Raw genomic sequence first — 14,605 nt, 5'->3', positions numbered from 1 at the left:
CTCCCAGCTCGCGCAACACTGCGCACATGCGGGAGACACCCGTGCTTGAGGTTTTCAGCAAACGAAGCGGCGGGTCCACGGAAGTCAGCGGTTCGCACAGCCGCAGCTCCAGCTACGCATCTGGAATCTCAGCACTACTGAGATCCGCACCCCCGCATCCCGAGAGAATCGCGCTGCGCTTCGTAACGGAACAGCTACGCCCTGTCATCGCGTTCCCACCCACGCAGAATCCGTCTATGGTGGTGCCAACAGTCCTGGGATGCTCCCATGAGGCACCCCCGGGGCAAGCAGAAGGGGGACGCTATGCAGCGGGGAACTGCATCGCACAGAGACGAGCTACCTCAGGCTCTCGCGAATCATCTCAGCGACACCGACGAACCTGTTCTTCTCACAGGACCGCATGGCAGCGGAAAAACCCACACCCTGCGGGCGCTCTCGGCACTGCTCACCAGCACCGGCACACCGCACCTCGTCGCAAGAGGTGCCTCGAACGACTCAGCGCCGCGGCTCGCACAGCTGCCCGCCGGCACCCTCGTACTCTTCGACGACTACGAACTCGCCTCTTACGAAACACTGCAGGCGATCGCCCGCCACATCACCGACGGTGGCAAAGTGGTCGCCACAGTCACCGAGGCCCACGTCGACACCGGATACGGCGAGCGCATGCGGCGCCTCTACGAACTCTTTCCCGAGGCGCAACAGACACTCGAACGCACCCGCTCGATCCGCCTCGCCCCCTTCACCGATAGCGAAATCGCCAACATCGTGCACCGCGCGAACCCCGAGCCGCTCACCTCGGTGACCGTCGCAGCGATCCAGCAACTCTCGTGGGGGCTCCCCGGCGCCGCCCTCACCCTGCTGCAACTGCACCGCAGTGGCTCGCTCTCGAGCACCCCGCGGCCCCGCATCACCCGCACCCACACCGTCGACATGCACCTCGCCGCCCTGCACCAGCCCGTGCGCGTCGCAGAGGCGCAGCTCTCCTCTGAACAGGTCGCAGCGGCCGTGGTGCTGTCGGAAATCGGCCCGCGCAGCCGTAGCGGCATCGCCGACGTCTTCGGGGCGACGACCCAGGCGAACCTCTTCGATAGCGGCTTCCTGCTCCCCCACCCCGGCTCCGTCGAGGTGTTCGGCGTTCCCGAGCTCTACGCCGCAGCCGTGCGCAACCTCACCAGCGCCGAAGTGCTCAAAGGTATCAGGCAGTCCACCGCCATGCACCTGCTCTCGCAAGAAACCCTTGGCATCCCCATGCCCGACCGCGAGGCCATCTTCTGCGCGCGCGTGCTCAGCCGCCACGACTCCTCGCTCACCGCAGACCCGCTGCTCGACGAGCACCACGCGCGCTTCCTGCAGCGCATCATCGACGATCTCCTCTGCTTCGGCGAGGCGAACGGGCGCGCGACCTGCTGCTGCGGCTCGGCAACCGCGGGCCGGCACTCTGCCCCGTCAGACGAGCCCGCCTTACCACGATGTTGCGAGACGCCCATACCGGCCTGCAAACGCTGCTCGTCTCCCGAACCCCGCAAGGCAACTGCGAGCTCCCACCCGTCGACCCAGAAGAGCGCATCTCCCAGCTCGCACTACGCGCCAGACTTTCGGCGGAGGCGGGGCTGCCCTTCGAAGCCGACCCCGACCTCGATGAGGGATGGGACGACGCACTGCTGGTGATCCGCCGCTGGAATGACTCGCAACCGCTCGCCTCAGACGCACCCGAGTTACTGCGCATCGCGCGCTCGCATCCACGCCCCGAAATCGCGCTGCTGGCCGAACAACTACTCACCAGCGAGGCCGCGATCAACGGGGTCAGCTACCGCTCACTCGGCCAAGACAATGTGGAGCAGCGGATCGGGCGCATCGCCATGCAATCATCCGAGCTGTTGCGCGACCTGCTCGTGACCTCGCTCGTCGCCGGCGCCCTCGTGCGGTTCTTCGCCCCCGGCAAGCGCGACGACGACGGCCGCATCCACGATCTCGTCGACCATCTCCCCGGCGCATCCCGCCACCGCATCTGGCTGACCCACCTGACCGCCGCCCGCACCGCGCTGCTGTGCAGCGATCTCGCACGAGCCGCCTCGGAGTGGGAGGGCTTCGCCACTCACGCGCCCCGCTTCATCGCGTACCGACTGCAAACGCTCATTGCGCAAACCACTGCAACGCTGTCGGAAGAGCTTGCCACTCAGGCGCCGAACCGCTCGTACAGCGCGCAGCTGTTCCGATACTTCTCGGGATCGTTCGATGCGCTGCGGCCCGAAACCTTCGCAGAGCTGTCGCCGCTCAGCGGCAGAACCCGGCCAAGCGCCGCAATCGATCGCAGCGAAGCAGCACAGATCGAAGAGCTGCCGTATCGCAGGATAATTCGCGCGCACCTCGAAGCGCTACGCACCCAGAACCCCGCCGCCCTCATGCGAGCGGCCGAGGCACTCGACACGGGAGGTATGCCGGGCCCCGCGGCCCACGCGCTGCGGGAGGCCCGCCGCATTTTTCTGCGTCGACGCGCGAGCGGCAGCGTCGCAGCAGCCGACGCACGCCTCGCAGCACTCGCCGCAGCCATCGAGCAGCAGGTGCCCTGGTACGACGCAGGCACCGTCGAGGATGCGCCACGCGAACGCCTCACCCCACGCGAGGCCGTCACCGCCCAGCTCGCAGCGGAGGGCCTGAGCAACCGTCAGATCGCCGAGCGCATGCGGTGCAGCGTGCGCACCGTCGAATCCCACCTCGCGCAGGCGCGCGCCAAACTCGGTGTCGCGAATCGGGACGCGATGCGTGCGAAGCTTCACGGCATTGACGGCGGGGTTGGAGGCGCTGGGAGTGCTGGGGGCGGAAGCGGGGCCGGTGGTGCCGGCGGTGCCGTCGGTGCCGAATTGCGCGCTGTGCAGCGAGGGCCGAAGCGGCCACCGAAACCACAGCAATCGCCGTACATGCGCATCGCATAAGGGCGTCGCGGCCCCAACACGCCCGATGATTCGCCCTCGATTCGCGTTGCGCAAGCGGATGCCGTATTCTTTTTCGCGGTGACGTGTCCGAGCGGCCGAAGGTGCGACTCTCGAAAAGTCGTGTGCGGTAACCCCGCACCGTGGGTTCAAATCCCACCGTCACCGCCAGCGCGAAGGCCCCGAGATTCCTGAGAAATCAGCGGATCCGGGGCCTTTGTCATATCCGGGCCGGCTGGCCGCGCGGGCGGTGCGGGATGGCCTCACGCACCGCCCGCGCGCGCCAGCTCAGCCGAGGCGGTTCCAGAACTCGCGCAGCTGCTCACTCTTGCGGAACACGATCGTGTCCCACTCCTCATCGGTGGTCGAGCTGTCGGCGAAGTCAGAGGGCACCTTGAACATCTGCAGCGGCACCCCGAAGCGCTCGCAGACGCTCGCGAAAGCATAGGCCTCCATATCGACGAGCGAGGCTCCAAGGCTCGCGATGTGACCGCGCTGCGCGTCATCCTTTACGAAAACGTCGCCGGTGGCAATCACCGCGGTTCGCTCGGGCGGCAGCATCGTGTCCCCTGCAGGGCGAAGCTCAGGTGAGGGCAGCGAGAAATCGTGCTGCACCACGCCAGTGATCTGATACACCTCTTCGAGGCTCGGGCGCTCGGGCCCGTCGCTCACCACTCCCGCCGTGCCGAGCACAACAACACGCTCCACGCCTCCCTCTGCGAGGGCACTCGCCAACGACACAGCCGCGTTCACCTTGCCCACCCCTGTCACCAGGTGAGGCACGTCGGCGAAGGCGGAGGCCTCATCGCGGTGCGCGAATACGAGCAGCGTGGCGGGCTGGGGCATGGCTGATCTCCTCATGGCGACGGGCGCCTGTCGATGCGAACGCACCCCACACTAGCGTTTTTCGAAGACTTGTTCTAAACTTGTGAGTTGAGCTTCCGAGAGGCACGCGTTTCCGCCCGAGGAATCGGAGAGATTCACGGCGTCGAGAGATCAACTCCGCGGGTCCCGCGAAGCTCAGCAGCACGGCCCGGCCTGCATGGCCGCCTTGGCATGCGTCGTGCGCATTTCAGAGAACAACCGCACCACGGTGGTGCGGTTCGAAAGGACTCATCATGGAAACACAGAACATCATCGACCTGCAGCAGCGTCGTCGGCGCCCGCTGCGCACCCCCTACCATTCCCTCGGCGACGACACCGAGATGCGCGTGCCCGAGTGGGCGCAGCACCGCTCCGTGTACCGCACCGGCGGCCACACCATGTACCTCGTCGAAACCGACAATCTCGACGAAGCCCGCGGCGATCTGAACCGGCTCGACCACGCAGGGTGGGAGGTGCGGGTATCCGAAGACCCCGAAGCACCCGGATCCCGCGCCCGCATCGCGCTCACCCGTCGCGACCTCGCCCGCGCCGCGTAGGCGCGCTCCGGTGACCCGGCGCTCCGGTGCTCCGGTGCTCCGGGGCCGCAGCGGGCACGTCGGTTCAGGTCTCACCGAAGGCGGATCCGCACCCCCAATACCCCGCGCCGCAAGCCGCTGTCACACTCGCACCGCCCCCGGCAGCCGTCGCTACACTGGCGGCATGAGCGATGTCGAACTTGCCGAGGTTGAAAGCTTCTCCCTGGACCACACGAAGGTGTTGGCCCCCTATGTGCGCCTGATCGGGGTGGAGCACGGGCCCAAGGGCGACGCGATCTCCAACTACGACATCAGGCTCGTGCAGCCAAACCAGGGCGAGATTCCCACGGCAGGCCTGCACACCATCGAGCACACCATCGCCGCTCTGCTGCGCACCCGCTTCGACGGACTGATCGACATCTCGCCGTTCGGCTGCCGCACCGGCTTCCACATGATCGCCTGGGGCGAGCCCACTCCCGAACAGGTGGGCGCGGCGATCAAGAGCTCTCTCGAAGACCTCGTTGAGCGGGTCACCTGGGACGACGTGCCCGGCACGGAGGCAGTGAGCTGCGGCAACTACCGCGACCACAGCCTGCACTCGGCGAAGGAGTGGGCGAAGCAGGTGCTGGATCAGGGCATCAGCCTCGACGCCTTCGACCGCTCGCGCCTCGCCTGAGCAACCGGTCGCACCGCGAACGGGAGCCTCGCTCTGCAGCATTCCCATCGGACTGCTGCAGAGCGAGGCTCCCGTTATGTGCGAAGCGTGTAGCCGCTACGCCACGAGCACGTCGAGCGCGGCGTCGAGCGCACCATCGACAGCGCGGGTGACGATCTCCCGGTAAGGGTCGTAGCCGTCCATCGACTCGTCCTGCGCGGCAAGTGGGTTGCCATCGATTGCGAATACCGCACCCGACTCGATGCCGTGCAGCGCGGCGATCACGAACAGCGCCGCGGCCTCCATCTCAACGGCGACGGCACCGGCGCGCTGCCACATGCGCAGGTCGACGCCGGTAATCACGTTGCTCGGGTAGAACATGTCACCGGTGACGACGACACCGCTGTGCACGTCGAGGCCCGTCTGCGCCGCGGCAGCCTTGAGCGCGATTGTCAGCTCGGGAGTCGCGAGCGCGGGAAACTCGGTGGGCACCAACTGGTGGCTCACCCCGTCGGCGCGCACGGCGCCGGTGGCGACCACGATGGCGCCGTCGACAACGTTGGGCTGCATGCCGCCGGCGGTGCCTGAGCGGATGATGCGGGTCACTCCCCCGCGCGCGAGCTCTTCGAAGCAGACGGCTGCGCCGGCCGCGCCGACTCCGTGGGAGGCGACGGTGACGGGCACGCCGCGGTGGGTGCCCGCATAGACGTGGTATTCGCGGTTGTCGGCGAGCTGGCGGGCATCGTCAAGGCGCTCGGCTACACGCGCCGCGCGGGCGGGGTCGCCGACCACGAGCGCGCGGTCGGCGAGGTCGGAGACCCTGGCGCGCAGCAGCGGAAGTTCGGCGTCGGCAGGAAGTCGGACGGGTGCCATGTCGGAGGCCTTTCAGTCGGGGAGTCGGGAATCTTGGGGGTTCTGAGTGAGTTCGGGTGCAGCTCGCCGTCGGCCGTAGATACGGGATCTGCCAACTATCTGGCCTGCGACCGAAGATCCACCATATATTCGGCAGATTCCATATCTACGGAACGGCTCCGGGTTTAGCCCGCAAGCAGGCGGGATCGTGCTTGAGCGGCCCGCTCTCGGATTGCCGGGGCATCGAGGGTGAGGTGCTCACCATCTGCATAGACGTGACGGCCACCGATGAACACGTGGCGCACATCGGCTCCGGTCGCCGCAAAGCCGAGGTGCGAGACGAGAGCGGCCGGCTGAGCTGCCAGGTCAAGCGGTGTCGCGGCGGCTCCTGAGATATCGAGCGCGATGACATCGGCGAAGCCGCCAACTTCGAGCGCGCCTGAGTCGGGGAAGCCGATCGCCTCGGCGCCGCCCCTGGTGGCGATGTCGAGCAGGTCGGCGGCCCGCACGATCGCGGCGTCCTGGTGCACGCCGCGATGCAGAATGGTGCCGGTCTTGATCTCCTCGAACAAGTCGAGCGTGTTGTTGCTCGCGACGGAGTCGGTGCCGAGAGAGATGCGCAACCCCGCACGCTGCCAGGCGGGGAGCGGCGCGATGCCGTTGCCGAGCTTAAGGTTGGATACCGGGTTGTGGCTCACTGCCGTGCCCGTGCGGGCGAATAGTTCGATCTCGCCCTCGGTGAGGTGCACGCAGTGTGCCGCAAGCACCTCGGCGTCGAAGAGACCGAGTGAGGCGAGGTGGTCGCCCGGGGTCGCACCGTACTGTTCGAGGATCTGCGCGACCTCGGCCGCCGATTCGGAGATGTGGGTGTGGATCGGGATGCCACGTTCGAGTGCGCGGGCGGTGATGTCGCGCAGGAAGTCAGGCGGGCAGGTGTAGGGCGCGTGAGGGCCGTAGGCGATGCGGATCTGCGGATCGCCTGCGTACTGGGCGGCGAGCGCCTCTGTGCGCGCGGTCACCTCGGCCCCGTTCCAGGGCGACACCCCGGGGAATCCAACGGCATCGGGAGCGAACGAGGCCAGTGCGACCATGGCCCGCATACCGGCCGACCGCACCAGCTCGACGAGGGATTCGTCCCAGTGGTACATATCGGCGAAGGCGACCGTGCCGGTCTCGATCATCTCGACCATCGCGAGCTGCAGGCCGAGTGCGACATCTTCGTGCGTGAGGTGCTGCTCGAGCGCCTGCACGGCGGCGAGCCAGGGCATGAAGCCCTCGTCGTCTGAGACGCCGCGCAGCAGGGTCATGGCCGAGTGGGTGTGGCCGTTCACGAGCCCCGGCATGAGCACGTGGCCCGTGAGATCGTGTGTCACCCGACCCGAGTGGGCGGGCACGCCGGTCTCATGAACTGCGGGGCTGACGCCCGCGCTGCCCTGCGGCTCGCCGAGATCGAGATTGGCGATGCTCTCGGAGCGCACCGCTCCCGCGTAGGTGATGCGCCCATCGGCGTCGAATGCGAGCTCGGCGTCGACCACAACCCCGCCAGGGGTGAGCATCGCGTCGGCCCTCAGAATCGTCTCGCTCATGCGTGGCTCCTCTCGTCCACGCCCACTGTATCGTCAGCCACTGACACTCTCGTGCCTTCCGCGACGCAGCCGCGCGGCGACTGCCGCAGCTACCAGCCGGGGGTGGCGAGCATGCCGCCGTCGACGGCGAGATCCTGCCCGGTGATGAACGCGGCAGCGGGCGACGCCAGCAGCACGCAGGCGTTGCCAATGTCGTCGGCGGTCGCAAGACGGCCGAGCGGGGCGCGCGCGATCCAGCTCTCCACACCCTCCGGCCAAGCTTCGGCAAGCCCGGGGCGATCCACAAGTCCGGGCGACACCGTGTTCACGCGGATCCCCGCGGGCCCCAGTTCGAGCGCCGCCGCACGGGCGTGCATCACAAGCCCCGCTTTCGCCACTGCGTAGTGCGCATGCGCCGGAGCAGGGCGGCTCGCCTCGATCGACGCGATATGCGTGATCCACCGGTTGCACTCGGCGTCGCCCATGGCCGCCGCAGCAGCCTGCGACAGCTCGAACACGGCCCCCAGGTTCGTGGCAAGCACCTCGTCCCACTCTTCGCGCGAGGTCTCGGCGAGGGTGGCGAGCGGCTGAATACCGGCGTTGTTGACGAGCCCGTCAAGACCGCCGAGCGCCCGCACCGCCTCGTCGACCAGGCGTGCCGCAGAGCCTGGCTCTCCGAGATCCGCTCGCACCGCCACAGCGACGCCACCGCGTTCCCGCAGCTCCTCGACCAGCGTGAATGCCGCATCGATCGACGCCGCCGACGCACCCCGGTAGTGCACGGCGACGTGCGCGCCGGCAGCAGCGAAACGCCTGGCGATCCCGCTGCCGACACCGCCGGAGGCACCCGTCACCAGCACTCGCTGTGCGCTCAGATCAGGCAGTTGCACATCACGCACCGCGTTCACTTTCCCATCCTTCGTTGCCGTGAAGAGTAGTCGCGCAGCGCCCGCAAGAAGTCGACCTCGCGTAGATCGGGGTAGAGCGCCTCGACGAAGTAGAACTCGGAGTGCGCCGACTGCCAGATCATGAAGTCGCTGAGCCGCTGCTCGCCTGAGGTGCGGATCACGAGGTCGGGGTCTGCCTGGCCCCGCGTCCATAGGTGCTCGCCGATGTTCTCCGGGGTGAGGTGCTCGGCGAGGGTGTCGATCGTGCCACCGGCGGCCTGGTGCTCGGCGATGATGTCGCGCACCGCCGAGGTGATCTCGCTGCGCCCGCCATACCCGACCGCGAGGTTGATGTGCAGCCCCTCGTGATCGGCGGTGCGCTGCTCGGCATCGCGCAGGGCGGCGACGAGCTCTGGGGAAAGCCCTTCGCAGGAGCCCACGTGTTTGACCCGCCAGCGCGGATTCCCGGCGAGTTGCGCAGCGAGCGCCGCGATGATGCCAAAAAGGTCTTCGAGTTCTTGGCGGTCGCGCGCCCCAAGGTTGTCTGCCGAAAGCAGGTAGAGAGTGGCAGTGTGCACGCCGGCCTCTTCGCACCACCCCAGAAACTCGGGCACCTTCTGCGCGCCGGCACGGTGCCCGAAGGAGGCGCGTTCTTGCAGGCGCTGCTTGGCCCAGCGACGATTGCCGTCGACGATCACAGCGATGTGCTGGGGCACCCGACGCGGGTCGATTTCCCGGCGCAGGCGCCGCTGGTAGAGCCGGTAGAGCAGTCCGGCGCGCGGCGTCGTGGGCGGGGCATTCACCCTCAGAGTGTATCGCCTGCCCCGGCCGCGCCCCCGACCACCCCAGCTGGGGATCTCCACATATATGCCCCCTCAGAACTGTGCCGACCCTACACTCGAAGCATGAGCACGAACGGCTCCACCGACGATCTTCGCCCGCACTCCGAGCAGACCGAGAGGCACCGGTTCCCCGAGCCTGACACGTTCTCGCTTCCGCTGCTCGCAGACGCGCTCGACCACGCCCACGACCAGCCAGGCGGCGAGCCTGCCTCGGCAGCGGGGTCAGAGGCGAAGCCCCGTTGGCGGGGCTGGATCCACGCCGGCATGTTCCCCGTGGCCGTCGCCGCCGGCATCGTGCTCATCTCGCTCGCGCACGGCCCCGTCGCGAAGTGGGCCTCGCTCGTCTACATGCTGTCGAGCATGCTGCTTTTTGGCATTTCGGCGCTGTACCACCGTTTCAACTGGAAGCCCAGCACGAAGCAGGTGTTCCGCCGCCTCGACCACGCCAATATCTTCCTGCTGATCGCTGGCACGTACACCCCCATCGCACTGCTCGCACTGCCACTCGACAAGGGCGTGCTGCTGCTGGTGCTCGTGTGGGCAGGCGCGCTGCTGGGCATCGGATTCAGAGTGTTCTGGATCGGCGCTCCGCGCTGGCTCTATGTGCCGCTGTACGTGCTCCTCGGCTGGGCCGCCGTGATGTTCCTCGTCGACATCTATCATGCGAGCCCGGCCGCGATGGTGCTCGTGATCGTGGGCGGCCTGCTCTACACGCTCGGCTCGGTAGTCTACGGCCTCAAGCGGCCAAATCCAGTGCCCGGGGTGTTCGGGTTCCACGAAATCTTCCACGCACTGACGGTGCTCGCGTTCCTGTGCCACTGGACCGCGGCGCTGCTCGTCGCGCTCGACCCTGTCTACCTGCGGTAGGGCGTGTCTCGCAGATCCTCGCCTACTGCGCGCGCCTGTTCGGGGCGGATCAGAACCTCCTGCGCCGTTCACGAGTGTTTCATGTGAAACACCTCGCGTCTCGGCGGCGAGCGCAGCAGCGCACCCGCTTTTGCCCCGTCACGCGGCGGCGAGCACTTCGAGCACCGCGGCCCCGTATCGCTCGAGCTTGACCTGACCGATGCCCGAGATCGCGAGCATTTCGTCATCGCTTGCCGGCCGGTGCACCGCGAGCGCTGCGAGGGTCGCATCGCCGAAGACCACGTAGCCCGGCACACCCTGCTTGCGTGCCTCGCCTGCCCGCCACTCGCGCAACCGTTCGAAGCATTCGGCCTGCTCGGGGCTGAGATCAGCGGCAGCAGCGGATCGCTTCGAGCCTGCCGCCGATCCGCCCGCACGCACACCGCGCGCGCCCCGGGCCGCGCCGGCCTTCACCACGACCTCCTCGCGCATCATGACCTGCTCCTCGCCGCGCAGCACAGGCTTCGCCGCCTCCGTGGGAGCGAGCACACCCCACTCGCCGCGGGCTTCGAGCACCCCCACCGCGAGCAGATGCCGCACCAGCCCGCGCCACTGCGCCACCGACCACTCCGAGCCGATGTTCCAGGTCGACAACTCATCGAGACGCATCTGCGAGACCCGCTCAGATGCGACCCCGCGCAACACATCGATGTGCTGGCCCGCCGCATAGCTGCGGCCGCGCTCGCGCTGCGTACGGATAATCGTCGACAGCAACATCTGCGCGGGAATCGTCGCATCCCACAACTTCGGCGGGTCGAGACACACATCGCAGTTGCCGCACGTCTCAGCAGCCTCCTGCCCGAAATAGCGGATCAGGAAGCGCCGCCGACACGCCACGCCCTCGCACAAGGCGAGCATCTGATTGAGATGCCTGGTCTGGCTGGCCTTCGTCACCGCATCGCCATCACCCGACTCGATCATCTGGCGCTGCTGCACCACATCTTGCAGCCCATACGCGAGCCAGCCCTCGGAGGGCAGCCCGTCACGGCCCGCGCGCCCCGTCTCCTGGTAATACCCCTCGATCGACTTCGGCAGATCGATGTGCGCCACGAACCGCACATCGGGCTTGTCGATGCCCATACCGAAGGCGATCGTGGCAACCACCACCACACCATCCTCACGCAAGAAGCGGGTCTGCGCTTCAAGACGCTCGTGCGCGGGCAGACCAGCGTGATAGGCCACGGCATCGACACCGGCGTCGCGCAGCGCGGCAGCGGTCTGCTCGACGCGCTTACGACTCAGCGCATAGACGATGCCGGCCTCACCCGCGTGCTCGCCGCGAATGAAGGAGATGAGCTGCGCACGCACGTTCTGCTTCGACACGATGCGGTAGCGAATATTCGGGCGGTCAAAGCTCGACACGAAGTGCTTCGCCTGCTCCAGGTGCAGGCGCTCGGTGATCTCGCGATGCGTTTCGGGCGTTGCCGTCGCCGTGAGTGCGATGCGCGGCACATCGGGCCAGCGCTCTGCGAGCGCTCCCAGGCGCAGATAGTCGGGGCGAAAATCATGGCCCCACTGCGACACGCAGTGCGCCTCGTCAATCGCGAACAGCGCGATACGCCCCTGTTCCAGCAACTGCACCGTGCCGGGGGCCGAAAGTCGCTCGGGAGCGAGATAGAGCACATCGAGCTCGCCCGCACGGTAGGCGCGCTCGACCTCACGGCGATCCTCGATCGACATCGCCGAGTTGAGTGCCGCGGCCCGCACCCCCACCAGCTGCAGCGCCGCCACCTGATCGTGCATCAGCGCTACGAGCGGCGACAGCACCACCCCCGTGCCCTCACGCACCAGCGCGGGAATCTGGTAGCAGATCGACTTGCCGCCACCCGTGGGCATCAGCACCACCGCGTCACCGCCGCCGATCACCTGGCGAACAATCTCCTCTTGGTCGCCGCGGAACGCGTCATACCCGAAGACCTCGGCGAGCACCGCCAGCGGATCCTGCCCCACATGCGGGCCACCAGCCGGCGCAGCGGGTGCGGACGACGGCGACGCCAGGCCAGGCGACGCAGCGCCAGGCACCGATGCGTCGCGAGAACTCACGACGGGCGGCACCCCGCGATCCGCCCAGCCCACCGGAGCCGGCGCACCCCAGGCCTCCCCCGGCCACCGCTCCTCGGAATCGAAATCAGAGCCATCGAAATCAGCTCCGCCGAAATCACCGAACGCCCCCGGCTCGACACCGAACACGGAATCGCCGCCGTCAATCACCCGCCCTCAGCCCCGCTGATCGGACTCAGGATCGCGATCCGGCTCCCCGCCGTTCTCCTCTGCACCGAGCTCGCGCTCGATATCCTCACGCACCTGATGCCGGTACGCATTGCGACGCAAACGCCCCACCAGCAAGAAGCCGAGCACAATAATGCCCGCCGCCATCAGACCCGTGAACACGAAGCCTTCAAAGCCCGGCGTCACCTTATTCGGGTCGAACTCCGTGCTCTCCTCGGCGACTCGCGCCACCACACTCCACACGCTCACGCGCCCTCCTCGATTCCTTGAAACAGATCGGCCTCGAACTCGCTCGTCGCCACACGCGACGCCGCAAGCCGGTAATCCTCGAACGGCCACGCCTCGCGCTGCAACTCATTCGGCCAGAAGAAGAACGGGCTATCTGGCGGCACCTGACTCGCGTGCGCGCGCAACGCCTCATCGCGACGCTCGAAGAAGCGCCCCACCTCGATCTTCGCCGTGCCCCGGTACGCGCGGCGCGACATCCACTCCCGCAGCTCAGCGAACTGCCCGATCAGCGGCGACTCCGGCTCATGATCGAGCAACCACTGGTAGACCGTGGTGACACGCTCGGCATTGAAAATCTCTTCGTAGTACAGCTTCTTGATGCTCCACGGTGCGCCCGCATCGGGATACGCGCTCGCATCACCCGAACGCTCCCACGCGATACGGCTCACCTCGTGGCAACGGATGTGATCAGGGTGGGGGTAGCCGCCCTGCTCGTTGTAGGTGATCATCACATGCGGCCGGAACTCGCGCACCACCCGCACCAGCGCTTCAGCCGAAACCTCGGCCGGAATATGCGCGAACGAGCCCGCAGGCACCGGATCGCCCTCTGCGGGCAAGCCCGAATCCTGATACCCCAGCCAGCGATGCTCGAACCCGATAATGCGCTGCGCACTCGCCATCTCATCGCGCCGCAACCCCGCAAGATCACGGCGACTCTTCGGATCGCGCGCCACCAGCTCGTTGAGCACATCGCCGCGCTCACCACCGGTGCAGCTGACGATCAGCACTTCGACGCCCTGATCGAGATAGTGCGCGCACGTCGCCGCGCCCTTGCTCGACTCGTCGTCGGGGTGGGCGTGCACCGCGATCAGTCGAAGGGTCATGCGGTCCTCTCACGTGCTTCCCGGGCGAACCCCGGTACGCTGGCAACGACTACACAGTTTACCCAGTGCGCATCGGAGGATCCCGTGTCGGAGACCGCATCCGCACAGCCGTCGACCCCGGGGGCTGCAAGCGCGTCGCCCACCACGGCCGCAAGCGCCGCCGACGCCCAGCCCGCGCAGTCGCTCGAAGACCGCTACGGCACGGGTCGCCGCCGCAGCATCGACAGACGATTCGCCTGGATCGCCGCGGCGCTGCTCGTGCTCGCAGGCATCGGCTTTCTGCTCTTCAGCGGCTGGCAGAGCACGAACCGCGTGTCCTGGCAGGACATCGGCTTCACCCGCGACAGCGACTTTGCCCTCGACGTCAAATTCGAGGTGACGGCACCGCCGAGCACCCCTGTCGCCTGCGCCGTCGAAGCCCTCAACACCTCGAAGGCCACCGTTGGCTGGAAGGTGGTAGAACTGCCCGTCACCGCAGAGCCCACCCACACCATCGTCACGCGCCTCATCACCACCAACCCCGCGACGGCCGCGTCCGTGCGCGACTGCTGGGTGATCGAGAAGTAGCAGCCCGGCTACCGCCCCTCGCGGCGGAGTCGCTGATATCCTGAAGGTTGCGCCCTGATCTCGTCGGGGCGTTGCGTATATCCCTGCGCATTCCCGCGCACGGCCCCGGCGGTACTTCGCCGGCAACAACCAAGGAAACGAGGATCGACATGGCCGAGCCCACCCAGACCTGGCTGACTCAAGACGCCTACGATCGGCTCAAGGCCGAACTCGACGAGCTCTCGGGCCCTGGTCGCAAAGACATCGCAGCGCGCATCGAAGCCGCACGCGAAGAAGGCGACCTCAAGGAGAACGGCGGCTACCACGCCGCAAAAGACGAGCAGGGCAAAATGGAAGCCCGCATCCGCGACCTGGAAGAGCTGCTGAAGCACGCCGTCGTGGGCGAGGCACCCCAGGCGAGCGGTGTTGTCGAGGTCGGCACCGTCGTCACCGCCGAGATCTTCGGTGACGAAGAGCGCTTCCTGCTCGGCAGCCGCGAACTCGCCGACGGCTCAGACCTCGACGTCTACAGCGCAGACAGCCCGCTCGGCGTCGCCATCACCGGTCTGAGTATCGGCGAAGAGACCAGCTACTCGGCACCCAACGGCAACCAGATCCCCGTGAAGATCCTCGCCGTCGACACCTACACCGGCTGAGCAGCGGCCGCCCCTGGCCGCTGGC

15 protein-coding genes and 1 tRNA gene are annotated in these 14,605 nt (G+C 67.5%); 8 read left to right on the top strand and 8 right to left on the bottom strand.

Annotated elements, in window-relative coordinates; translation table 11 throughout:
* Window positions 1-303 precede the first annotated feature (303 nt).
* The 3 genes from WFL22_RS12275 (at window position 304) to WFL22_RS12265 (ending at window position 3,101) form a co-directional block, all read left to right on the top strand.
* On the top strand, window positions 304-1,668 hold the full coding sequence (locus WFL22_RS12275; RefSeq protein ID WP_336993055.1) for an ATP-binding protein: 1,365 nt from the start codon (window positions 304-306) through the stop codon (window positions 1,666-1,668).
* Window positions 1,669-1,859: 191 nt separating this feature from the next.
* On the top strand, window positions 1,860-2,933 hold the full coding sequence (locus WFL22_RS12270; protein WP_336993088.1) for a helix-turn-helix transcriptional regulator: 1,074 nt from the start codon (window positions 1,860-1,862) through the stop codon (window positions 2,931-2,933).
* A gap of 77 nt (window positions 2,934-3,010) precedes the next feature.
* Window positions 3,011-3,101: transfer RNA gene (locus WFL22_RS12265), tRNA-Ser, on the top strand.
* A 117-nt stretch (window positions 3,102-3,218) separates the two neighbouring features.
* Here the strand turns inward: WFL22_RS12265 and WFL22_RS12260 are convergent.
* The gene (locus WFL22_RS12260) at window positions 3,219-3,776 is read right to left on the bottom strand and encodes a phosphorylase family protein (RefSeq protein WP_336653122.1); all 558 of its coding nucleotides are present in this window, start codon (window positions 3,774-3,776) and stop codon (window positions 3,219-3,221) included.
* A 272-nt stretch (window positions 3,777-4,048) separates the two neighbouring features.
* Here WFL22_RS12260 and WFL22_RS12255 point away from each other — a divergent pair, with 272 nt between their 5' ends.
* Together WFL22_RS12255 and WFL22_RS12250 are read left to right on the top strand one after the other, a co-directional pair.
* A complete protein-coding gene (locus tag WFL22_RS12255; RefSeq protein WP_336653123.1) occupies window positions 4,049-4,351 on the top strand; it encodes a hypothetical protein in 303 nt (100 codons plus the stop codon).
* Between the two features lie 163 nt (window positions 4,352-4,514).
* Entirely contained in the window at window positions 4,515-5,006 is a 492-nt protein-coding gene (locus tag WFL22_RS12250; RefSeq protein WP_336653124.1) for an S-ribosylhomocysteine lyase, read from the top strand.
* A 96-nt stretch (window positions 5,007-5,102) separates the two neighbouring features.
* Here WFL22_RS12250 and WFL22_RS12245 read toward each other — a convergent pair whose 3' ends face one another.
* The 4 genes from WFL22_RS12245 to WFL22_RS12230 all read right to left on the bottom strand — a co-directional run bounded on the left by WFL22_RS12245 (window position 5,103) and on the right by WFL22_RS12230 (window position 9,092).
* Window positions 5,103-5,858, bottom strand: a complete 756-nt coding sequence (locus tag WFL22_RS12245; RefSeq protein WP_336993053.1) for a nucleoside phosphorylase — start codon at window positions 5,856-5,858, stop codon at window positions 5,103-5,105.
* 164 nt (window positions 5,859-6,022) lie between these two features.
* Window positions 6,023-7,423: an amidohydrolase gene (locus WFL22_RS12240; RefSeq protein ID WP_336653126.1), complete on the bottom strand. Its 1,401-nt coding sequence runs from the start codon at window positions 7,421-7,423 to the stop codon at window positions 6,023-6,025.
* 89 nt (window positions 7,424-7,512) lie between these two features.
* A complete protein-coding gene (locus tag WFL22_RS12235) occupies window positions 7,513-8,310 on the bottom strand; it encodes an SDR family NAD(P)-dependent oxidoreductase (RefSeq protein WP_336993051.1) in 798 nt (265 codons plus the stop codon).
* Complete coding sequence (locus tag WFL22_RS12230) at window positions 8,307-9,092, bottom strand: isoprenyl transferase (protein WP_336993050.1); 786 nt, start codon at window positions 9,090-9,092, stop codon at window positions 8,307-8,309. The genes WFL22_RS12235 and WFL22_RS12230 overlap by 4 nt, the downstream gene beginning before the upstream one ends.
* Before the next feature lie 102 nt (window positions 9,093-9,194).
* Between WFL22_RS12230 and trhA the strand changes: the two genes are divergently transcribed.
* Window positions 9,195-9,998, top strand: coding sequence for a PAQR family membrane homeostasis protein TrhA (trhA, locus tag WFL22_RS12225; protein WP_336993048.1), 804 nt, complete (start codon window positions 9,195-9,197; stop codon window positions 9,996-9,998).
* Window positions 9,999-10,136: 138 nt separating this feature from the next.
* Here trhA and recQ read toward each other — a convergent pair whose 3' ends face one another.
* Genes recQ through mca form a run of 3 tightly spaced genes read right to left on the bottom strand, consistent with a single transcriptional unit; the run spans window position 10,137 to window position 13,378 of the window.
* On the bottom strand, window positions 10,137-12,248 hold the full coding sequence (gene recQ / locus WFL22_RS12220; protein ID WP_442918981.1) for a DNA helicase RecQ: 2,112 nt from the start codon (window positions 12,246-12,248) through the stop codon (window positions 10,137-10,139).
* A gap of 6 nt (window positions 12,249-12,254) precedes the next feature.
* On the bottom strand, window positions 12,255-12,515 hold the full coding sequence (locus WFL22_RS12215) for a hypothetical protein (protein WP_336653130.1): 261 nt from the start codon (window positions 12,513-12,515) through the stop codon (window positions 12,255-12,257).
* Complete coding sequence (mca, locus tag WFL22_RS12210; RefSeq protein ID WP_336993046.1) at window positions 12,512-13,378, bottom strand: mycothiol conjugate amidase Mca; 867 nt, start codon at window positions 13,376-13,378, stop codon at window positions 12,512-12,514. The genes WFL22_RS12215 and mca overlap by 4 nt, the downstream gene beginning before the upstream one ends.
* Before the next feature lie 84 nt (window positions 13,379-13,462).
* On the opposite strand from mca, the gene WFL22_RS12205 reads away from it, so the two are divergent.
* Together WFL22_RS12205 and greA are read left to right on the top strand one after the other, a co-directional pair.
* Window positions 13,463-13,945, top strand: coding sequence for a DUF4307 domain-containing protein (locus tag WFL22_RS12205; RefSeq protein WP_336993044.1), 483 nt, complete (start codon window positions 13,463-13,465; stop codon window positions 13,943-13,945).
* A 149-nt stretch (window positions 13,946-14,094) separates the two neighbouring features.
* Complete coding sequence (gene greA, locus WFL22_RS12200) at window positions 14,095-14,580, top strand: transcription elongation factor GreA (RefSeq protein WP_336653133.1); 486 nt, start codon at window positions 14,095-14,097, stop codon at window positions 14,578-14,580.
* Window positions 14,581-14,605 lie beyond the last annotated feature (25 nt).

Origin of the sequence: Leucobacter sp. VD1 (genome assembly GCF_037150695.1) — a bacterium.
In the GTDB taxonomy this organism is placed as follows: Bacteria; Actinomycetota; Actinomycetes; order Actinomycetales; family Microbacteriaceae; genus Leucobacter.
The sequence above is the reverse complement of the archived record's forward strand: the minus strand, read 5'-3'. Positions and strand labels throughout refer to the sequence as shown.